The 19,080-nt window shown below is 69.8% G+C and carries 20 protein-coding genes and 1 tRNA gene; 11 read left to right on the top strand and 10 right to left on the bottom strand.

Annotated elements, in window-relative coordinates:
• Window positions 1-7: 7 nt before the first annotated feature.
• Window positions 8-81, bottom strand: a tRNA-Cys gene (locus IEY70_RS08105).
• Between the two features lie 205 nt (window positions 82-286).
• On the opposite strand from IEY70_RS08105, the gene IEY70_RS08110 reads away from it, so the two are divergent.
• From IEY70_RS08110 to IEY70_RS08125, 4 genes are all read left to right on the top strand, one after another.
• The gene (locus tag IEY70_RS08110) at window positions 287-1,213 is read left to right on the top strand and encodes a glycerophosphodiester phosphodiesterase family protein (RefSeq protein WP_308425517.1); all 927 of its coding nucleotides are present in this window, start codon (window positions 287-289) and stop codon (window positions 1,211-1,213) included.
• Between the two features lie 69 nt (window positions 1,214-1,282).
• Entirely contained in the window at window positions 1,283-2,311 is a 1,029-nt protein-coding gene (locus IEY70_RS08115) for a DsbA family protein (RefSeq protein ID WP_229777758.1), read from the top strand.
• Between the two features lie 80 nt (window positions 2,312-2,391).
• Window positions 2,392-2,733, top strand: a complete 342-nt coding sequence (locus IEY70_RS08120) for a PadR family transcriptional regulator (protein WP_189064499.1) — start codon at window positions 2,392-2,394, stop codon at window positions 2,731-2,733.
• Window positions 2,730-3,875, top strand: coding sequence for a permease prefix domain 1-containing protein (locus IEY70_RS08125; protein WP_189064500.1), 1,146 nt, complete (start codon window positions 2,730-2,732; stop codon window positions 3,873-3,875). Before IEY70_RS08120 ends, IEY70_RS08125 begins: the two co-directional genes overlap by 4 nt.
• A gap of 53 nt (window positions 3,876-3,928) precedes the next feature.
• Here IEY70_RS08125 and thrS read toward each other — a convergent pair whose 3' ends face one another.
• Complete coding sequence (gene thrS / locus IEY70_RS08130; RefSeq protein WP_189064501.1) at window positions 3,929-5,878, bottom strand: threonine--tRNA ligase; 1,950 nt, start codon at window positions 5,876-5,878, stop codon at window positions 3,929-3,931.
• 277 nt (window positions 5,879-6,155) lie between these two features.
• Here thrS and IEY70_RS08135 point away from each other — a divergent pair, with 277 nt between their 5' ends.
• Window positions 6,156-7,010, top strand: a complete 855-nt coding sequence (locus IEY70_RS08135) for a PH domain-containing protein (RefSeq protein WP_189064502.1) — start codon at window positions 6,156-6,158, stop codon at window positions 7,008-7,010.
• Window positions 7,011-7,025: 15 nt separating this feature from the next.
• On the opposite strand, the gene IEY70_RS08140 is transcribed toward IEY70_RS08135, so the two are convergent.
• The 3 genes from IEY70_RS08140 to IEY70_RS08150 all read right to left on the bottom strand — a co-directional run bounded on the left by IEY70_RS08140 (window position 7,026) and on the right by IEY70_RS08150 (window position 8,661).
• Window positions 7,026-7,586, bottom strand: coding sequence for a GNAT family N-acetyltransferase (locus tag IEY70_RS08140; RefSeq protein ID WP_189064503.1), 561 nt, complete (start codon window positions 7,584-7,586; stop codon window positions 7,026-7,028).
• A gap of 4 nt (window positions 7,587-7,590) precedes the next feature.
• A complete protein-coding gene (locus IEY70_RS08145; protein WP_189064504.1) occupies window positions 7,591-8,100 on the bottom strand; it encodes a hypothetical protein in 510 nt (169 codons plus the stop codon).
• Between the two features lie 102 nt (window positions 8,101-8,202).
• A complete protein-coding gene (locus tag IEY70_RS08150; RefSeq protein ID WP_189064505.1) occupies window positions 8,203-8,661 on the bottom strand; it encodes a DUF805 domain-containing protein in 459 nt (152 codons plus the stop codon).
• 51 nt (window positions 8,662-8,712) lie between these two features.
• On the opposite strand from IEY70_RS08150, the gene IEY70_RS08155 reads away from it, so the two are divergent.
• Entirely contained in the window at window positions 8,713-9,750 is a 1,038-nt protein-coding gene (locus IEY70_RS08155) for a metallophosphoesterase (RefSeq protein WP_189064506.1), read from the top strand.
• A gap of 69 nt (window positions 9,751-9,819) precedes the next feature.
• Here IEY70_RS08155 and IEY70_RS08160 read toward each other — a convergent pair whose 3' ends face one another.
• Both IEY70_RS08160 and infC read right to left on the bottom strand, forming a co-directional pair.
• Window positions 9,820-10,065 carry a glutaredoxin domain-containing protein gene (locus IEY70_RS08160; RefSeq protein ID WP_055362196.1) on the bottom strand — a complete coding sequence of 82 codons (246 nt, stop codon included), beginning with the start codon at window positions 10,063-10,065 and terminating at the stop codon, window positions 9,820-9,822.
• 235 nt (window positions 10,066-10,300) lie between these two features.
• Window positions 10,301-10,960 carry a translation initiation factor IF-3 gene (gene infC / locus IEY70_RS08165; protein ID WP_189064507.1) on the bottom strand — a complete coding sequence of 220 codons (660 nt, stop codon included), beginning with the start codon at window positions 10,958-10,960 and terminating at the stop codon, window positions 10,301-10,303.
• A gap of 130 nt (window positions 10,961-11,090) precedes the next feature.
• Here infC and IEY70_RS08170 point away from each other — a divergent pair, with 130 nt between their 5' ends.
• The 4 genes from IEY70_RS08170 to recR all read left to right on the top strand — a co-directional run bounded on the left by IEY70_RS08170 (window position 11,091) and on the right by recR (window position 14,938).
• Entirely contained in the window at window positions 11,091-13,202 is a 2,112-nt protein-coding gene (locus IEY70_RS08170) for an amylo-alpha-1,6-glucosidase (protein ID WP_189064508.1), read from the top strand.
• A gap of 83 nt (window positions 13,203-13,285) precedes the next feature.
• Window positions 13,286-13,963 (top strand): NUDIX hydrolase, encoded by a 678-nt coding sequence (locus tag IEY70_RS08175; RefSeq protein WP_189064509.1) that lies wholly within the window; start codon window positions 13,286-13,288, stop codon window positions 13,961-13,963.
• A 68-nt stretch (window positions 13,964-14,031) separates the two neighbouring features.
• Entirely contained in the window at window positions 14,032-14,322 is a 291-nt protein-coding gene (locus tag IEY70_RS08180; protein WP_189064510.1) for a YbaB/EbfC family nucleoid-associated protein, read from the top strand.
• Between the two features lie 7 nt (window positions 14,323-14,329).
• Window positions 14,330-14,938, top strand: coding sequence for a recombination mediator RecR (gene recR, locus IEY70_RS08185; RefSeq protein WP_189064511.1), 609 nt, complete (start codon window positions 14,330-14,332; stop codon window positions 14,936-14,938).
• 81 nt (window positions 14,939-15,019) lie between these two features.
• Here recR and IEY70_RS08190 read toward each other — a convergent pair whose 3' ends face one another.
• Together IEY70_RS08190 and IEY70_RS08195 are read right to left on the bottom strand one after the other, a co-directional pair.
• Window positions 15,020-15,706: a polysaccharide deacetylase family protein gene (locus tag IEY70_RS08190; RefSeq protein ID WP_229777759.1), complete on the bottom strand. Its 687-nt coding sequence runs from the start codon at window positions 15,704-15,706 to the stop codon at window positions 15,020-15,022.
• Window positions 15,707-15,750: 44 nt separating this feature from the next.
• Entirely contained in the window at window positions 15,751-16,986 is a 1,236-nt protein-coding gene (locus IEY70_RS08195; protein ID WP_229777760.1) for an MFS transporter, read from the bottom strand.
• Window positions 16,987-17,081: 95 nt separating this feature from the next.
• Here IEY70_RS08195 and IEY70_RS08200 point away from each other — a divergent pair, with 95 nt between their 5' ends.
• The gene (locus IEY70_RS08200; RefSeq protein ID WP_189064513.1) at window positions 17,082-17,774 is read left to right on the top strand and encodes a glycosyltransferase family 2 protein; all 693 of its coding nucleotides are present in this window, start codon (window positions 17,082-17,084) and stop codon (window positions 17,772-17,774) included.
• On the opposite strand, the gene IEY70_RS08205 is transcribed toward IEY70_RS08200, so the two are convergent.
• Window positions 17,716-18,897 (bottom strand): glycosyltransferase family 4 protein, encoded by a 1,182-nt coding sequence (locus tag IEY70_RS08205; RefSeq protein ID WP_189064514.1) that lies wholly within the window; start codon window positions 18,895-18,897, stop codon window positions 17,716-17,718. The genes IEY70_RS08200 and IEY70_RS08205 overlap by 59 nt on opposite strands.
• Between the last annotated feature and the right edge of the window lie 183 nt (window positions 18,898-19,080).

Here is a 19,080-nt window from a genome sequence, read left to right on the forward strand (position 1 = left end):
GGTGTGTTGGAGGCGCTGACCGGACTCGAACCGGTGGTGGAGGTTTTGCAGACCTCTGCCTTACCACTTGGCTACAGCGCCGTGAGGCTGTTGCTGTCCCTTGCGGGCGGCTGGTGGGTCTTCCTCTCCAGCGGAAGGAATGTTAGCACGGCTTTTCCGAGCTGTAAACAGGGGGGACCGTCACACGCAGGGATGCGAGGCGATTGTCTGTCCTGCCCGGCAGAATTCACCCACGGCACCCGCCTCTGAACACGGGATCCCGGTGGTCAATGCACTAGGCTGGGGCATGCATTCACGAGTGACGGCAAGGCGGAATCGCAGGACGCTGGCAGCGGGCGCGGCCATGCTGGCGCTGATCCTCACGGGCTGCGCCGGAACGGCCCAGTTGCCGTCCGGGGCGGGCAGCAACCCGCTGATCACGGGGCGGACGTGGAACGTGGCGCATCAGGGCGGCGAACTCGTGCGGCCCAGCAACACCATGCTGGCGTACCGGCACGCGGCGGACCTGGGCGTGGACATGCTGGAGATGGACCTGCACGGCACGCGGGACGGCGGGCTGGTCCTGTCGCACGACGCGACCCTGGACCGCCTGACCGACACGCGGGGCGCCATCGCGGACCTGACCCTGAAAGAAGTCCTGGCCGCCGACGCGGGGTACGCATTCACGCCGGACGGCGGGGTGACCTTCCCGTACCGGGCTCAGGGCGTGCCCCCGGCGCAACTGGGCGAGGTGCTGGCGGCCTTCCCGGACACGTGGCTGACCATCGAGATCAAGCAGGCGCAGCCGAGCATCGCGGCGCCCTTCTGCGAGGCCCTGCGGGCGGCAGGCGCGGCGGACCGGGTGGTCGTCGCGAGTTTCAGTGACGCGGCCCTCGCGGAATTCCGGACGCTGTGCCCGGAAGTCATGACCAGCATGACCGAACGCGAGTTGCGGCCGCTGGTGCTGCTCAGCAAGGTCGGGCTGTCCGGGCTGGCGGGCGCGCCGGGGCAGGTCGCGCAGGTGCCGGTTCGCGCCGGAGGCATCGAGGTGGTCACGCCGGGCTTCGTGCGGGCCATGCACGCGCGGGGCGTGGCCGTGCAGGTGTGGACCGTCAACGACCCGGCCGAGATGCGCCGCCTGATCGGCATGGGCGTGGACGGCCTGATCACGGACCGCCCGGACCTGCTGCGGGATGTGCTGCGGGACGTGCTGGGTGGCGCGGCCACGCCCTGAAGGCCCCGCAGCCCTCGCCGCAGCGGGGTTGGTGACGCGGACGCGCGGGCGGGCCTCTAGACTGCCGGGGTGAAACGATCGAATCTGGTTCTGACGGCCCGCGTGGTCGCGCTGGGCGCGGCCCTGACCCTGGGCGCGTCTCAGGCGCAGTTGATGGGCACGCCGGCGCAACTGGCGGCGCAACCGACCCTGAAGGGCTTCTCGGCGCAGGGCGGCGGGCTGGTCAGCGGCGCCACCCGCGTCACGGCGGACGTGGCGGGCGGGCGCGTGGTGGGTGTGTTCGTGGAATCCGACTCCGTGAGCGGACTGGCGCGCGGCATCGGAGCCGGGTGGGGCGTGGCCGAGAAGGACCTGCCGACACTGACGCAGAACCTCTCGAACCCGCAGCTGCTGGCCGCCGCCCGCACCGGGTACGTGGACCTGACGGACGACAGCGGCACGGACCTGATCGCCCTGAAAATCACCGGTGAAGGCAACTCGACCCGCTACCTGGGGTACGTGGCCATGAAAGTCTGGCCGGACAGCGCCTTCCCGCCCGTGAAAGCCGCCGCCGGTTCGGTCGGCGCGCCGAACGTCCTGCGGATCTTCAGCGACTTCCAGTGCCCGTACTGCAAGCAGCTGTGGGACACGTCCATGCGCGACTGGCGGGCGGCTCCGGCATCGTTCCGGGTGGTGCACTACGAGTTCCCGCTGTCGTTCCACCGCAACGCGCAGGGCGCCGCCGAGGCCAGCGAATGCGCCGCCGCGCAGGGACGCTTCATGCCCTTCGCGGATCAACTGTTCGCCAACTTCGCCACCTGGACGCCGCTGGACCCGAAAGACGCTCCCGCCAAGTACGCCGGGTACGCCAGGGCCGCCGGTCTGGACACGGCGGCCTTCAAGACCTGCGTGGGCCAGCGGACCTTCCGGGCCGACGTGGAAGCCCAGATGAAAGCCGGGATGGCGGTGAACGTGCAGGGCACGCCGACCGTCTTCCTGAACGGCATGAAACTCACGGACTACTCGGACGCGGCCGAACTGGCGCAGGTGCGGGCCGTGACGACCGCCCGACCGGGCGCCGCCACACTGATCGACGCACGGCTGCAACTGTTCCGGTAAGCGTTGCGGCCCGCTTCGGGCGGGTCACACCACCGGCGGGGGTATGGACTTCCGCCTTTACTTTGCATCACTATGTAGCCATGCAAAGTAGCAATGCGGACGGCAACCTGCTGCGCGGCACCCTGGACTTCCTGCTGCTCGCCAGCCTCGAACACGGCCCCCTCTACGGCCTGCGGATCATCCAGGACGTCCAGCAACGCACAGGCGGCCACTTCAACTTCAAGGAAGGCACCCTCTACCCCGCCCTGCACCGCCTGGAAAAACGCACCCTGATCCGCGCCGAAACCCGCCCCAGCGACACCGGCGGCCCACCACGCAAGTACTACCACCTGACCCCCACCGGCCTGAACGAACTCAGTCGCCAGCGCGAAGAACAACGCGCCCACGCCCACGCCCTGCGCCCCTACCTGGAATTCGCATGAGCCCCGAAGAACACTACGTCCGCAGGGCCACGCGCGGCCTGCGCGGCAAGGAGCGCCAGGAGACTCAGACCGAACTGCTCGACCACATCACCGAACGCACCCGACAACTCACCCTGACCGGCCTGACCCCCGAACAGGCCCGCACCCAGGCCATGCAGGAACTCGGCTCGCCCGCCACCGTCGCCCGCAGTCTGCGAGCCAATCAGCACGTCCACCCCGCCCTGAGTGCCGCCGCACTCCTCGCACTCGCCACCCTGCTGCTGTGGCCCGTGCCGGAATTGCTGTATGCACGGACGGATCCATTCAACAGTACGACCACTCAATCCGTCCGCGAACTCCGTGCAGAGGGTTACCTGACCGTCCGGGAAGCGAACTCTCAGCTGAAGCCATACGGCATTCAACTCAAGTACCACAGCGAATCATGGGAATTACGGCATGCAGGACTCCCAACCGCAAGCATCGCATCGGCAATCTCCTGGGTCTGCCAGGGACCCACTACGTCCAGTGCCGCCGATCAACCCCGCTACCTGCTTTCCGACATGCCGACCGTCGCCTACGTCAATCCTTCCGCCCTGCTGGCCTGCATGAGCGAGGCAGGATGGCCTCTACAGGTCAGGGGTGAACAGGTCAGCCTACAAGGCAAAGAGTTTCCTCTGGCCTGGAGTAAAGGTCAACTGACCTCGCTGTACGCTCGTCAGGTTGAAAAGAGCGTCAGCCAACTTCCCCAGGCTGTCTGGCGAACCCCACCACACTATCCGCTGAATCTATGGAACGGCGCCCTGATCTGGCCCTGGGCGCCGACAATAACAGACTTGCGGCGTATCACGGTCAAGAGTTCAGGCCAGAATGCAGTTCTCCTGATCCGAGCAGACGTTCAACACACCATGACGTATCCGACCGAACGGACTTACAAGGCGCCCATTTTCATTTCCATTGCCACACCAGTGGATGAGCAGGGAAACACCCAGATTCCGAGATCCATCAAGACGCCAGGGCAGAGCGCACCAATGAACATCAATCTAATGAATTCTGTCAAGGACTGGTATTCCGCGCCGATCTCTGCCCGCCCGGCCATCCTCGTGGCGCTGCCGGACCGGACGGATGCACCCATTGATCTGACCCCGTTGACGTTCAACCCCTGATGAATGGCAACGCCCGGTCCCTGAAGACCGGGCGTTTCTGTTTCGGCTCAGCTTCAGCTGCGGGTCTTGTACCGCGTGAGCAGTTCGCCTTTCAGGTCGTCGAAGGCGACGCCTTTGCGTTCCTTGAGGCCGTCGGGGGTGCGTTCGCGGACGCTGACTTCGCGGCCTTCCTGTTCCTTGTCGCCGACGACGAGCATGACGGGGATCTTGCTGAGTTCGGCGGTGCGGACCTTGGCGTTCATGCGGTTGGAGGAGTCGTCGACTTCGGCGCGCAGGCCGGCGGCGTGCAGTTCGTCGCGCAGAGCCCAGGCGTAGTCGTTGTGGCGGTCGGCGATGGGGATGATCATGATCTGGCGGGGCGCGAGCCACAGCGGGAAGTCCCCGGCGTAGTGTTCGATCAGGATGCCGGTGAAGCGTTCGACGCTGCCGAAGGGGGCGCGGTGGATCATGATGGGGCGGTGGTCCTGGCCGTCCTCGCCGACGTAGCTGATGTCGAAGCGTTCGGGGAGGTTGTAGTCGACCTGGATGGTGCCGAGCTGCCATTCGCGGCCCAGGACGTCCTTGACGACGAAGTCGAGTTTGGGGCCGTAGAAGGCGGCGTCGCCGGGTTCGATGGTGTACGGCAGGCCGACTTCCTCGACCGCCTCGATGATCTGCTGCTCGGCGAGGTTCCAGTTGGCCTCGTCGCCGACGTACTTGTCGCTTTCTGGGTCGCGGGTGCCGACGCGGAAGCGCACGTCGGTCATGCCGAAGGTCTTGAGGACCAGCACCGTCAGGTCGAGGACGTCCAGGAATTCCTTTTTCAGCTGATCCGGGCGGCAGAAGATGTGCGCGTCGTCCTGCGTGAAGCCGCGCACGCGGGTCAGGCCGTTCAGTTCGCCGCTCTGCTCGTAGCGGTACACCGTGCCGAATTCCGCCAGTCGGACCGGCAGGTCGCGGTAGGAGCGGGGCTTGCTGCCGTAGATGCGCACGTGGTGCGGGCAGTTCATGGGCTTGAGCATGTACTGCTCTTCATCGACCTCGATGGGGTTGAACTGCGACTCGGCGTAGTAGGGGTAGTGGCCGCTGGTGCGGTACAGGTCGAGGTTCCCGATGTTGGGCGTGATGACGCCCTGGTAGCCACGTTTGAACTGCTGTTCCTTGAGGAACGCGGTGAGTTCCTCGCGCAGGACCGTGCCGTTCGGCAGCCACAGCGGGAGGCCCTTGCCGACCATGGGGTCGATGGTGAACAGTTCGAGTTCCTTGCCGAGTTTGCGGTGGTCGCGGCGCTTGGCTTCTTCCAGGGCGTGCAGGTACTCGTCGAGTTCCTTCTGCGTGGCGAACGCCACGCCGTACACGCGTTGCAGGATGGGGTTCTTCTCGTTCCCGCGCCAGTACGCGCCCGAGGTGCTCATGAGCTTGAACGCGCCGGGCAGGCGGCCCGTGCTCGGGAAGTGCGGCCCGCGGCACAGGTCCGTGTAGTCACCCTGGGTGTAGAAGGTGATGGGTTCGTCTTCGGGGAGGCCCGCGATGAGTTCCTGCTTGTACGGGTCGTGCGGGAACTGCGCGAGGCCCTCGGCGCGGGTAATCTCGCGGCGCGTGAACGGCAGGTTCCGGCTGATGATGTCCCGCATGACCTTCTCGATTTCCGGCAGGTCCTCTTCCTTGATGGGTTCGGGCAGGTCGAAATCCTGGTACCAGCCGTTCTCGATGCTCGGGCCCACGCCCCGCTTGATCTGGTCGTCCGCGTACCCCTTGGCGCGGTAGTACTCGCCGACCGCCTGACTCATCACGTGCCCCAGCGAATGCCGGAACAGCGGCGCGGCGTCACCCGGGTTCTTCTTGGTGATCAGCGTGATGTGTGCGCCGTCGGGCAGGGGCGTCATCAGGTCCACCAGTTCACCGTTCGCGGTGGCGGCCACGGCGTCACCGGCGAGGCGTTCACCGATGGCGCGCGCGGCGTCCAGCGCGGTGGCCCCCTGAGCGAGTTCCAGTTGTTTACCGTCGGGAAGAACTACGTGCATATCAACCTCTTTCCTGGCAGGTCGCCTTCAGCGCCCACCAGCGTCCATAGAGAAAGCCCGGTCTGACCACACCCAGCAGAACGCCTGAAAACCACGGAAGGTGGGTTCTCAGGCGCTGAGAGTTCGCGTGACCAGTCCGGGCAGCAGCGGCATTCGGTGCAGCCCCACGCCACGCATCACCAGACCGGAGTGACGGGCGGGAAGCTTCATGCGGGCAGGATAGCGCCCGGGAGCACGCAGCGGCAACCGGGACCGCGCGCGACGCGTACTGGAAAGCATGACGCTGCTCCCTGTACAGGTCGAGGAAACGCCGCGCTGGTGGCCCGCCGCGCGCCTGCTGCTGCTCCTTCCCCTGCTGATCCTGCCAGCCCTGCTGTTGCTTCCGCCCGTACTGAGGCTGCCGGTGTACTCCGTGCAGGGCGGCACGCTCACGGCGCGGTCGCTGGGCGCGCGGGTCGTCATTCCGCCCGGCACGCCCGTCCAGTCGCGGGCCGTCACGCTGCACGGCAAGGTCATCGGCAGCGTCCTGCCGGGGTACACGGTCGGCCTGTTCCGCACGCCCACCGGTCGCGCCCAGGTGTTCAGCGACGGTTCGCAGGGGCGCTCGGCGCTGGTGTTCGCCACCCGGACGCCCACCGTCCTGACGCCCGCCGACCCGCAGGCACTGCTGCGCTCCTGGCAGTCCGGAGAGAACGCCACTTTCCGGCCCGCCCGCCCCGCCAGACCCGACTGGACGCTGCTGCTCCTGCTGCCGCTCGTGCCCATCACTGTTCTGCTGCTCGCTCGGCCGCGCCTGACCTACCGGCTGGACGGTGACACTCTGACCGTCCGGACTGCCGCGACCACCCTGCGGTTCCCCCGGCACGACACCCGCGCGGCCCTGACGCACACCCCCCTGGGCACGCGGCTGTTCGGCACCGCCACGCCCGGTTACTACACCGGCACGTTCATCAGCCGCGCCGGAACCGGCGGGAAGATCCAGGCCGCAGCGGGGGCCGCACGCCCAGGGCAGGCCGTGATCCTCATCCACAACGACCGGGAGTACTACCTGACACCCACCGACCCGCAGGCGCTGATCGACTGGTTCAGCACCGGCACGGTGCCCCAGGCTGTCCACCCGGCCGGGAGTTGATCCAGTCCTGTCCACTCACCACGGCAGCCCACGCAGATTCACCCTCTCCCCCACCGGCCAGTCACCCAGGGCGGCGCACACGGGCAGGATCAGGGTGGGACCGGCGTTCGTGACCCACCGGTCCTCATCCGGGTCGAGGTAGTGGGCGGCGTTCGGCACGCGGACGAATCCGCCGCTCTCGTAGAACGGGACGACCTCCTCGCGGCATTGCAGGAACGCGAATTCCACGTCCGGGAGTGTATGCAGGAAGGCGTGCAGGTCGCGCAGCAGGCGGCGGCCCACGCCCCGGCGCTGGACTGCGGGATGCGTGGCGACCCCACCCACGCCCACCAGTGTCACGTCACGCCCCCCGACCTGCGCCACGCGCCGCCCGAATCCCAGTTGCGCCACGGGCACACCCTCCGGGTCGGCCAGCCACAGGTGCCACTCCGGTTCGCTGCCCCAGTACGACGTGCCCGCCCAGAAGTCCGCGAAGTGCGGGTACGCCGCAATCAGCAGGGACCGCAGCCCGGCCTCCAGTTCCGGGGTCAGCTCCGCACGGGGCGTGACGTGCGCGGTCAGGGTCACAAACCGCACCGCATCAGCGCAGCGGCACCAGGACGCGCAGGCCGATCAGGCTGGTCGGTCCGGCCCGCACGATGCCTTCCACGTTCACGCCGGGGCCGCGCCAGCCCACCAGTGCGTGCGCGTTCGCCAGTGCGACCGGTGAGAGCAGCGCGTCCGGCAACCCGGAATCGGACGTACGCACGTCCAGACTGACGCCTGACCCGGCCCCCACCCCGTAGTACCAGTTGCCGCTGGGGCGTAGGTAGGTGGCATCCACGCGCACGAACGCGCGGCTGAACGCGGCGGGCGTGGCGGTGTTCAGTTCCAGCGTGCCGCGTACCGCGCCGGCCGTGCCGGGCAGCGTGCCGGTCACGGCGACCTGCACGCCTCCCTCGGCGACGGCCGCGCCGGATCCGCTGACTGCTGCGCCGCCCGCGACCTGCGCTCCGACACTCCAGTCTGCGGCGTGTGCGCCGCCCGCCCAGCCCAGCCCCATCCAGCCCAGGAGCAGGGCAGCCCTCATCGTTCCTGACGTTCTGATCATGCCCTCAGCGTAACGGTGCACGCAGCCCCGGCAGGGCGCAGGTGCGGCACCCATGCAGGAACGCCGCCCCAGGTGACCGGAGGCGGCGTTTGGGGCGGAGGCTTACCAGTTCTGCGCGGAGTTCTGCGCGGGAATGGCGGCGCCATCGGTCAGGCCTTTGGGATTGGGGCCCCACTTGTTGCTGCCGCTTTCGCTGTCGAGGATTGTGAAGATGAAGATCACGAGGCTGCCCATGGGCACGAGGTTCAGCAGGTACCACCAGCCGCTCTTGCCGGTGTCGTGCAGGCGGCGCACGGCGATGGCGAGGCTGGGAATGAAGGTGGCGAGTGCGTAGAGCGCGTAGATCGTGGCGAAGATCAGGGTGGTGCCGGTCAGGGCGGCGCCGGGGTCCGCGCTGGCGTCTGCCTCTGCGATCAGGGCCATCACGACGCTGAAGAGCGGGATGGCCAGCACGAACGTGATGATGGCGTTGATGAGGGTGTACATCCAGTATTCGCGGCGGCGGGCGCGGCCCTGGAAGTTGGCGTAGTTGTTGCGGATGGCGTTGATGTAGTCGTTCATGGTTCCCTCCTGGCTGTTGCGTGAGATCACTCTAAGCGTCACATTGCAGTCATGCTGCCAACTTTGTGGAGGGGTGCGCTGGGTCTGCTGCTGGGGGTCACGCTGGGAGCGTGCGCGCCTGCTCTGACGGGCACCATGCCCGTACCGGACGTGCAGGCGGCGCTCCCGGCCCTGCCCGCTGATCAGCTGCGGGTGCTGGTGATGGGGGATCAGGGCACGGGAACGGACGTGCAGTGGCGGGTGGCGGCGGCCATGCGGCAGGTCTGCGCGCGGGAGGGCTGCGACCTGGGGGTGGGGCTGGGCGACAACTTCTACCCGGCGGGGCCGGAGGACGTGAATTCGCCGTTGTTCCGGGAGCGGTTCGCGGACGTGTACGGGCCGCTGGGCGTGCCGTTCCTGATGGTGCCGGGCAATCATGACGAGTCGTGGCTGGTGGGCGGTGACGGTGCCGATGCGCGCGGGGCGGAGGTTCAGGTGGCGTATTCGCGGCTGAACGCGCAGTGGGTGATGCCGGGCCGTTCGTACCGCGCGCCGGTGGGGGCGCTGGCGGAGTTCTTCGCGGTGGATACGGCGCCGCTGGCCGCGTACCTGCCGGGCCTGCGCCCTGCGGAGCGGCCGGGTGGCGCGTGGGACGCCGCTCAGCGGGCGTGGCTCGCGGGCGCGGTGCGGGGCAGCGGGGCGCGCTGGCGGCTGGTGCTGGGGCATCACCCGCTGTTCAGTAACGGGCGGCACGGGAACGCCGGTGAGTACGACGGTCTGCCGCTGACGTTCCAGCGGGGCGGCGCGGTGCGGGACCTGTACGGCGCGGCGTGCGGAGTGGCCGACGTGATTCTCAGCGGGCATGTGCATGCGCTGGAGGTTTTCGCGCCGCAGCCGGGTTGCGCGGGCACGTGGACGGCCGTGTCGGGCGCGGCGGGCGAGGTGGGGGGTGGTGCGGTCGGGACGCGCCCGGCGGCTTTCGCGGCGTACGGTCAGCCGGGTTTCCTGCGCCTGGAGATCACGCCGGATGTGCTGACCGTCTGGGCGTACACGGTGGCAGAGGACGGCGTGGTGACTGCGCGCGAGGCCGCCCGACTGCGCAGGGGGTGATGGTCAAAGGTTGATGGTTGATAGAGGGGTGTCCTCCATCAACCATCAACCTTCTCCTTTCGACGTGTCTTACAGTCCGGCTTCGGCGAGGAAGGCGTCGAGTTTCTGGGGGCGGAAGCCGCTGAGGCTGGCGGCCACGTCGCCGTGGACGAGGGTGGGGACGCTGCGTTTGCCGCCGTTGACGCTCATGACGTACTGGGCGGCCTGGTCGTCCTGTTCGATGTTGATTTCCTCGAAGGCGAGGCCCTTGCTGGTCAGGGCGCGTTTGGTGGCGTGGCAGTCGGGGCACCAGCTGGTCGTGTACATCTTGATCATGGTGGGTTCTCCTTGGGGTGGGCGGGTCAGGGTAGCCCTGCCCGGATCGGACGATAGTTTATAAAATAAAGCATCCGGGGGATTGAGGGACGGGCAACAATACGGGCTGCTGGCGCACTGAGCGTCCATTCATACGTGCCGATCATTCCGACAGAAACGCGGCCCACCCCGGTACAGGGCAGGCCGCGCGTTCTGTGCTGGGTCAATGCTCAGCGGTGGGTGGTCTGACCGGGGGTCAGGCGCTGGCGGCTTCGCTGGGAGCAGCGGCGGGCGCGTCGGCCACGTCGGCCTTGGCGGCAGCTTCGGCCGGGGCGGCGGCCGTGGTGGGCGCGCCTTCCGCCTGGGCGTCGTCCGTGCGTTCCTTCTTGGGGGCCGGGGCAGCCTTGGGGGTCATGATCATGTTCATGTCCATGCCCATCATGCTGGGGGTCCCTTCGGGAGCGCCGATGTCGGCCAGCGTCTCGGCCACGCGCACCAGGATGCGCTCACCGAGTTCCGGGTGGGTGCGTTCGCGCCCGCGGAACATGATGGTGACCTTGACCTTGTGGCCTTCCTCGAGGAATCGGCGCACGTGCCCGGTCTTGGTCTTGAAGTCGTTGCCGTCAATCTTCACGCGGAATTTGATGGCCTTGACTTCCTGGGCGCGGGCGCGCTTGCGGTTTTCCTTCTCGTTCTGCTGCTGCTCGTAGCGGAACCGGCCATAGTCGAGCAGGCGGCAAACGGGGGGCACAGCCTGCGGACTGACCATCACGAGGTCCATCCCGGCCTCGCGGGCCATGTTCATGGCGTCGCGAGTGTCAATGATGCCCACCTGCTCGCCTTCCGCGCCGATCAACCGGATCTGGCGCACACGAATCTGCTCGTTGACCTTGTGTTCTTTCGCTATGTTCATCACCTCTTACGCGCCCGGTGCACGCTGGCCGTCCGGGCGGCTGTTGCCCACGACAGGTCGCGGGCGAATGAACCTCAGTCTATCACGCAGGGTCACTGCGCCGGACTCACCGGGCGTCTGCCATGCTGTGTGCATGAGCGGTTCCTCAACTTCCGGCCCTGCCCGTCCCGCCACTCCCGGTCCCGTCTCGGCGTACACGTACGGCCCACTGGCGGCCCGCGACCCGGATCTGGAGGTGCTGCTGACCGACGGGCTGGGGGGCTTCGCGCTGGGCAGCGTGGCGGGCGTGCCCACCCGCTGCTACTCGGGGCTGGTGGTCAGCGAGCAGCCGCCGGTGCGGCGCCGCACACTGTTCGTCTCGCCGCTCGAAACCCTGCACGTCGCGGGACGCGAGGCGACGCTGCACGCGCTGGAGATCGCGCCCGGCGTGTTCGAGGGCCGCGGGCTGGAGTTGCTGACCGGCGCGGCCGTGTGGGACCTGCTGCCCGAGCGTGAGCAGCTGTTCGCGGGCGTGCGGGTGCGGCGCCGGGTGTTCATGCCGCCCGCTTCCGGCGCGGCCGTGTTCCTGTACGACGTGCAGAGCCGCGAGCCGGTCACGCTGCGCCTGGGGGGGCTGTTCGTGAACCGCGACATGCACCACGTTCACGCGCGGGTGCCGGAGTTGCACTTCAGCGCCGGGGGGCGCGAGGTGACGGTGCGCGGCGCGGACGGCGGTGCGGGCGGCAGTGCGGACGGGGGGCCGTTCACGCGGGCCACGCTGCACGCGCCGGGCGCCGTGATCGACGCGCTGACCCCGCAACCGCACCCGCAGCGGGTGTACTACCGGCACGACGCGGCGCGCGGCGAACCGGACCACGAGGTGACGCTGGGCAGCGACCTGTGGGAGGTCAGCCTTCCGGCCGGCGGGGGGCGCGTGGCGCTGGTCGTGCAGGGCGTGACGCCCGCGACGGCCGGGCACGCGGTCGTGGACCCCTGGGCGGCGTACGCGCAGGAGGCCGCGCGGCGCAGTGAGCTGGCGCTGCGGGCGCAGGACACGAGCGGCGTGCGCGACGAACTGGTCGCCACGCTGGCCGTCGCCGCCGACGCCTACCTGGTGCGGCGCGAGCGACCGGCGGGCGTGACCGTGATCGCCGGGTACCCGTGGTTCGCGGACTGGGGCCGGGATTCCATGATCGCCCTGACCGGCCTGACCCTGCTGACCGGCAGGCACGCCGAGGCGCGCGACCTGCTGGGCACGTTCCTGGCCAGCCTGCGCCGGGGCCTGACGCCCAACAACTTCCATGACGACGGCGGCGGGGCCGGCTTCAACACGGTGGACGGCGCGCTGTGGCTGGCGGTGGCGCTGGAACGCTACGTGAGCGTGACCGGCGACCTGGAGTTTGCGCGGTCGTCGCTGCCGGCGCTGCGGGAACTGCTGGACTGGCACCTGCGCGGCACGGATCACGGCATCCGCGTGGACGACCGCGACGGGCTGCTGCTGGCGGGCGAGGCGGGCGTGCAGCTCACCTGGATGGACGTGAAGATAGAGGGCTGGGTGGTCACGCCCCGGCACGGCAAGCCAGTCGAGGTGCAGGGGCTGTGGCTGGCGGCGCTGGGGGCCGAGGCGCGGCTGTCGGACGCGCTGGGGGAACGCCCGCAGTACGTGGGTGCCCTGGCCCGCGCGCGCGAGTCCTTCCCGGCCTTCTGGCAGGGCGGCGCGTACGCCGACGCCCTGGCCGCCGACGGCACCCCGGACCGCAGCGTGCGCCCGAACGTGGCGCTGGCGCTGGCCCTGCCGGACACGCCCACCACGCCCGCGCAGGTGGACCGCGTGATCCGCGAGGTCGAGTCGCAGTTGCTCACGCCGGTCGGGGTGCACACACTCTCGCCGCTGGACGCCCGTTACCGCGGCAATTACGGGGGGGCGCAGGTGCAGCGGGACGCCGCGTACCACCAGGGGACGGTGTGGCCGTGGCCGCTGACGGCGTTCGTGGAGTTGCTGCTCTCGCGCGGCGAGGTGCGGCGGGCGCGCGCGGCCCTGGCAGGCCTGACCGGGCACGTCTGGGAGGCCGGGATCGGGCACGTGTCCGAGGTGTTCGCCGGGGACAGCCTGCGGCCCGGCGGGTGCCCCTTCCAGGCGTGGAGCACGGCGGAGCTGCTACGCGCGCACGTGCTGGTGTCACTGGCCGAGGCGCGGGCGGCGCGGCCAGCCCCGGCGCCCACGCAGGCGGGGCCGCTGCCGCTCTCCACCCAAAACCTGACCTGAAACGCGCTGGCGTAGGCGTCCGGCGGGCAGGGGGGCAACACTTATCCTTGACGTACCAGGGACACAAACCCTAGCATTCAGGGATGAACAGCCTCGCCCTTCCCCCGCAGGCCACCCAGGTCGGCCTCGCGGTGGACGTCGCCGCCTTCGCCATGCACGCCGGGGAACTGATGGTGCTGCTGGTGCAACGCGGCGAACTGCCGCACGCCCGCGACTGGGCGCTGCCCGGCGGCTTCGTCCACCCCGGCGAGGAACTGCACGAGGCCGCCCTGCGCGAACTGCGTACCGAGACCAGCGTGGAACTCGAACCCAGGCACCTCGAACAGTTCTTCACGTTCGGGGAGGTCAACCGCGACCCGCGCGGCCGGATCGTCAGCGTCGCGCACCTCGCGGTCCTGCCGCACGGCACGGTCAGCGTCAGCGGCGGCGGGCACACCCTGGGCGCCGAGTGGGTCCGCGCGCACCACCCGCCCCGCCTCGCCTTCGATCACCAGGCGATCCTGGACCGCGCCCTGGCCCGGCTGCAACTGCGCCTGGAGTACGCGAACCTGGCGCTGGAATTCCTGCCCGACACCTTCACGCTGCCCGAGTTGCAGGGCGTGTTCGAGGCGATCCTGAACCGCAAACTGGACAAACGCAACTTCCGCAAGCGGCTGCTGTCGCAGGGCACCCTGACCGTCAGCGGTGAGCGCCGCAGCGGCGTGGGCCGCCCCGCGCAACTGTACCGCCGCGCCAAGGGCACCCGCACGCCCGCGCTGTAAAGCCGGTTTCTGCCCATCCGCGCCGCGCGCCACCTTCTCCCCTGCCCCGGCCCGCTAGACTGCGTGTCATGGACATGAAGAAGCTGATGAAGCAGATGCAGCAGGCGCAGGCCGCTGCCGCGAAGATTCAGGACGACCTGGCCGCCAAGAGCGTGGAAGGCAGCGCCAGCGGACTGGTCACCGTCACCATGAACGGCCACGGGAAGGTCACGGCTCTGAAGATCAAGCCCGAGGCCGTGGACCCGGACGACGTGGAAGCCCTGGAAGACCTGATCCTGGTGGCCCTGCAGGACGCGGGCGCCAAGGCCGACGCCCTGCAACAGGACGCCACGCGCGGCCTGGGCATCCCCGGATTCTGAGGGGCGCTTGAAGTACCCTCCATCGCTGGTCTCGCTGATCCGGGAACTGTCGCGCCTGCCGGGCATCGGCCCGAAAAGCGCGCAGCGGCTCGCGTTTCACCTGTTCGAGCAGCCGCGCGAGGACATCGAGCGGCTCTCGCGGGCGCTGCTGGAAGCCAAGCGTGACCTGCACACCTGCCCCGTGTGCTTCAACATCACGGACGCCGACCGCTGCGACGTGTGCAGCGACCCGACCCGCGATCAGGACCTGATCTGCGTGGTCGAGGAACCCGGTGACGTGATCGCCATCGAACGCAGCGGCGAGTACCGTGGCCTGTACCACGTGCTGCACGGCGTCCTGAGCCCCATGAACGGCGTCGGGCCGGACAAACTGCACATCCGCCCGTTACTGCCGCGCGTGCAGGAGGGTCAGGAGGTCATCCTGGCGACCGGCACCACGGTCGAGGGAGACGCGACCGCGCTGTACCTCCAGCGGCTGCTCGAACCGCTGGGCGCCGTCGTGAGCCGCATCGCGTACGGACTCCCGGTGGGCGGCGCACTCGAATACGCCGACGAGGTCACGCTGGGCCGTGCCCTGGCGGGCCGTCAACGCGTCAGCAAACCCCCGATCAGCTGACGGGGGAAAGACCCCTCGCCCAACCCTCTCCACAACGGAGAGGGCTTTTTCTGTTCCCGCCGTCCGCTTCCTGCTGCCCGCCTACCCGCCGTAACTGCCGCGCAGGCGCGTCCAGCCCTCACGCAGGCCGATGCGGTGGGGGTGCAGGTCGTTCAGAGTGACCGGCTTCAGGCCGCGTTCGCGCAGACCGGTCAGCAGGGCGCCGAGCAGTTCGGGCGTGACCTGCGGGCCGTCGTGCAGCAGGATCACGCTGCCGGGGCGGGTGCGGGCGAGGGTCTGCGCGGCCAGTTCCCCGGCGGGCAGGGCGGTCCAGTCGCGGCTTTCCACGTCCCACAGGGCAATCTGGCGGCCGGTCAGGCGGGCCAGCAGGCGGGTCAGTGGGCTGTGGCCGCCGTAGGGGGGGCGGTACAGGTGCGGGCCACTCTGGTCGGCGCGGGGGTGCCAGGCGACCTGCGCCCACTCCTGCCAGGGGGGCAGCAGCAGGGCGTGGCGGTGCCAGCGGCCGTGCGCCTCGACCTGATGCCCGGCCGCGTGCAGGGCGCGCAGCTCCTCGGGGTGGGCGCGGCAGGCGGGTTCGGTCACGAAGAACGTGGCGTGCGCCCCGTGCTCGGCCAGGACGGCCAGCAGGTCCGGGGTGCGGGGGCCGGGGCCGTCGTCGAAGGTCAGGGCGACCCTAGGGGCGTGGCGGGAACCGGCGCCCAGGGCACCCAGTCCGGCGGCTCGGCCCAACAGGTCCGTCAGGGCCAGCAGGCCCAGGCAGCCGCCCACCCAGGTCAGCGCCCGGCGGCCCGGCGAGGCACCCGGTAGGCGGCTCAGGAGGTCACCTCGCCCGCGCCGGTCACGGGTGCGTCGGTCCGCTGGGCGGGTGGGAAGGCGTGGCGGAACAGAACGTAGAAGACGGTGGCCAGCAGTGCCAGCAGTGCGCCCAGCGCGAAGGGGCCGCGCGCGCCGAGCTGCACGAACGCCAGGGTGCCCAGCAGTGGCCCGACGGCCGTGCCGATGTTCTCCAGGGTCATCAGGACGCCCCACGCGGCGGGCCGCTGCGGTTCAGGCAGCGTGCGGGTGACCAGGGCGCCCCAGCCGGGCTGCACGCCGGCAAAGCCCAGCCCGACCAGCGCGGCCAGCGGGAACAGCGCCCAGGTGGGCGGCAGCAGGGCGATACCGGCCATGCCGAGCGCGATCAGGCCGAACCCGGCGGTCAGGGTCAGGGTGGCGCGGCCCCGGTCGGCGACCTTCCCGATGAACGGCAGGCTGCCGAACGCGGCGGCCCCGCCCGTGACCAGAATGGCGATCATGGTCCAGTACGTCAGGTTCAGTTCGTCGGTCACGCGGAACAGCACCTGTCCGAACAGCGAGAGCGTGACGGTCTGCATCAGCGCGGCGGGCAGCAGCGGGCGCAGGCGGCGCAGCACCTCGCGGCGTGCCCCGGCGTTCATGACCTCGCGGGCGGGGCCACGGACGGCGCGGGCCGGCAGCAGGAACGCGGCCAGCAGCGACAGCCCCAGCACGCCCAGGCTGAGCAGGTACACGCTCTGAAGGGGTGCGCCGCGCAGCGTGCCGAACAGGAAGTACCCCAGCCCGATGAACGGCAGGATCACCATGGACACGGCGGTCAGGGCGCGTCCCTGCACGCCGTCCGTGGTGGAGTCCGCCGTGAGGTTCATCGCGCCGGGCCACGCGGCGCTGAAGCCCACGCCGTGCAGCGCGGCGATCAGCAGCAGGGCCCAGGCGGCGTGCGCGGCGGGCAGCAGCGCCAGGGCCAGCAGGCTCAGGCCCGCCCCGGCGATCATGACCGGGCGCAGGCCATAGCGGGCGATCAGCAGTCCGGCGGGGCCGCGCATGACGGTGTCCGCGCCGATATGCAGCGCCCACGCGAGGCCCACCACGGACGGCGTGATGCCCAGGGCGTCCTGCGCCAGGGTGCTCTGGCCCAGGTACGACAGGTACAGGCCCGAGCGGATCATCTCCGCGCAGGCCAGCGAGAAGGCGGCGGCAGTCACGGCGCGCGCCGTGCCGGGGCGGAGGGGAAGGCGGTCTCGGAAGGTCACGGCGCCTGCCATTCTGACGCCTGCGGGGCGGCCGGGTGCCGCGCGGTCCTCATGAAGTGGGCATGAGGGGCGCGCGGGCCTGCTAGCCTGTGCGCGTGCCCGGATTCACCGTCGTCATTCCCGCCCGTAACGAGGAGGTCTACCTGCCCCTGACGCTGCGCGCGCTGGCCGGGCAGCGCCACGCGCCCGACGAGGTGATCGTGGTGGACAACCGCAGCACCGACCGGACGGTGGAGGTCGCGCGGGCCTGGGGCGCGACCGTGCTGCGCTGCGAGGAGCCGGGCGTGGCCCGCACCCGCCAGATGGGCCTGGAAGCCGCAAGAAGCGAGTGGGTCGCCACGACCGACGCGGACTCGCTGCCCAGTCCGCAGTGGCTGGAGAAGCTCAGTGAGGCCGCGCCGGGCCGCGCGGCGCTGTACGGCCCGATGCGGTTCTGCGGGGTCGCGCCGCACTGGTCGCGGCTGTCGGGCGCCGGGTACAGCGCGTTCCTGCACGCCTGCCGGATCGTGGGGAAACCCAACCTGGCGGGCGCGAACATGGCGTACTCGCGCGGGGCGGCGCTGCTGGCCGGCGGGTACCCGGACGTGGAAGCCTACGAGGACGTGATCCTGGGTCAGGAAATCGCGCGGCTGGGCGAGGTGGCGTTCGTGCCGGGCGCACTGGTGGAGACCAGCGCGCGGCGGCTGGAGCGCGGCCTGCTGCCGTTCGCGTGGCAGCACCTGCGCAACATCACTGGTCATACGCGAGGGTATTTCGCGGAGTCAGAAGGGGCTCGCCCGGAAAGGTGACCTGGGTGGGCATGCCCAGCACGTCGGCGTACACGTCCAGCACCTGCTGCGCCACGCCGGCCGGGGTGGTGGACGAACCGAACGCGCGCGCGCCGGCCGACAGCTGCGCCCACAGCTGCGGGCTCTCCAGGATGTCGCGGGCGTGGCGGGTCAGGGCGTTCACGTCAGCCGGCGCCACGAGGTACCCGCTGCGTTCGTGCGCCACGCCGCTCAGGGTGCCGCGCGCACCGACCGCCACGACCGGCACGCCCATCAGCTGCGCCTCCTGAAGCACCAGGCCCTGCGTCTCGGTGTCGCTGGCGAACAGGAACAGTTCCGCGAGACGGTAGTACGCGCCGATCTGCTCCCAGGGGCGCATGCCCAGGAAGGTCACGCGGTCGGTCACGCCGATGCGGGCGGCGTGCGCTTCCAGGTGCTGGCGTTCCGGTCCTTCACCCAGGATCACGAGGTGCGCGTCGGGCAGGCCGGTCAGGGTGTCGAGCACGTGATCGAAGCGTTTCTCGCGCGCGAGGCGGCCCACGCTGAGCAGGCGGCGTTTCCCGGCGGGCCAGGGGTTCTCGACCGGCGGGGCGGCCCGCAGGACGCGCGGGTCGATGCTGGTGGGAATCACGACCGGGTTGCGCACGCGCATGGCGCGCAGGACGTCCATCATGCCGGCGGTGGGCGTGATGACGGCGTCGGCGCGGCCGTACAGCAGGCTCATGACGCGGGTCACGACGCCCGTGTGGCGTTGCAGGGCCGTCACGCCCGGCACGTAGTGCGTGTACGCCTCGATGTGTGTGTGGTACGTGGCGACATGCGGCACCTTCCACTTGCGGGCCAGCCGGGCGCCTGCCAGTCCCAGGGTCAGGGGCGTGTGGGTGTGCACCACGTCGTACTTCTGCTGGAAGTCCCGGCGGGTGGGCCACGCGAGGCGGTAGGTGGGCAGGAACATGTAACGCAGGCTGTCCACGCGGACCACGTCGCTGCGGGTGTCCACGTGTTCCGGGAAGTCCGGGGCGACCACGTCGACGTGGTGTCCCTGGGCGCGCAGTTCGTCGCTGAGCAGGGCGACACTGGTCACGATGCCGTTCTGGTCCGGCAGGAACGTGTCGGTGAACAGCCCGATCCGCAGCGGTTTCATGCCCGGCCGCCACGTGGGCCGGAGGTCCGGAGCCCGTACAAGTTTAAGGAATCCTGAAGCATCGCTCCGAGGAGCATACGACGCCAGACATGAGAGTGTCCCCCGACTTTCGGTGGATACCCCTGGCAGCCCTCACGGTCACCCGCCACGCCGGGCTCATGATCACCTGCCGGGGTGCGCCGG

Source organism: Deinococcus seoulensis, from assembly GCF_014648115.1.
Taxonomy (GTDB): Bacteria; Deinococcota; Deinococci; order Deinococcales; family Deinococcaceae; genus Deinococcus; species Deinococcus seoulensis.

What these genes read in the sequence shown, in the direction of transcription:
- IEY70_RS08110 (WP_308425517.1), top strand. Translation starts at nt 287, where the DNA reads ATGCATTCACGAGTGACGGCAAGGCGGAATCGCAGGACGCTGGCAGCG.
- IEY70_RS08120 (WP_189064499.1), top strand. Translation starts at nt 2,392, where the DNA reads ATGCAAAGTAGCAATGCGGACGGCAACCTGCTGCGCGGCACCCTGGAC.
- IEY70_RS08125 (WP_189064500.1), top strand. Translation starts at nt 2,730, where the DNA reads ATGAGCCCCGAAGAACACTACGTCCGCAGGGCCACGCGCGGCCTGCGC.
- thrS (WP_189064501.1), bottom strand. Translation starts at nt 5,878, where the DNA reads ATGCACGTAGTTCTTCCCGACGGTAAACAACTGGAACTCGCTCAGGGG.
- IEY70_RS08135 (WP_189064502.1), top strand. Translation starts at nt 6,156, where the DNA reads ATGACGCTGCTCCCTGTACAGGTCGAGGAAACGCCGCGCTGGTGGCCC.
- IEY70_RS08145 (WP_189064504.1), bottom strand. Translation starts at nt 8,100, where the DNA reads ATGATCAGAACGTCAGGAACGATGAGGGCTGCCCTGCTCCTGGGCTGG.
- IEY70_RS08150 (WP_189064505.1), bottom strand. Translation starts at nt 8,661, where the DNA reads ATGAACGACTACATCAACGCCATCCGCAACAACTACGCCAACTTCCAG.
- IEY70_RS08155 (WP_189064506.1), top strand. Translation starts at nt 8,713, where the DNA reads ATGCTGCCAACTTTGTGGAGGGGTGCGCTGGGTCTGCTGCTGGGGGTC.
- IEY70_RS08160 (WP_055362196.1), bottom strand. Translation starts at nt 10,065, where the DNA reads ATGATCAAGATGTACACGACCAGCTGGTGCCCCGACTGCCACGCCACC.
- IEY70_RS08170 (WP_189064508.1), top strand. Translation starts at nt 11,091, where the DNA reads ATGAGCGGTTCCTCAACTTCCGGCCCTGCCCGTCCCGCCACTCCCGGT.
- IEY70_RS08175 (WP_189064509.1), top strand. Translation starts at nt 13,286, where the DNA reads ATGAACAGCCTCGCCCTTCCCCCGCAGGCCACCCAGGTCGGCCTCGCG.
- IEY70_RS08180 (WP_189064510.1), top strand. Translation starts at nt 14,032, where the DNA reads ATGGACATGAAGAAGCTGATGAAGCAGATGCAGCAGGCGCAGGCCGCT.
- IEY70_RS08205 (WP_189064514.1), bottom strand. Translation starts at nt 18,897, where the DNA reads ATGAAACCGCTGCGGATCGGGCTGTTCACCGACACGTTCCTGCCGGAC.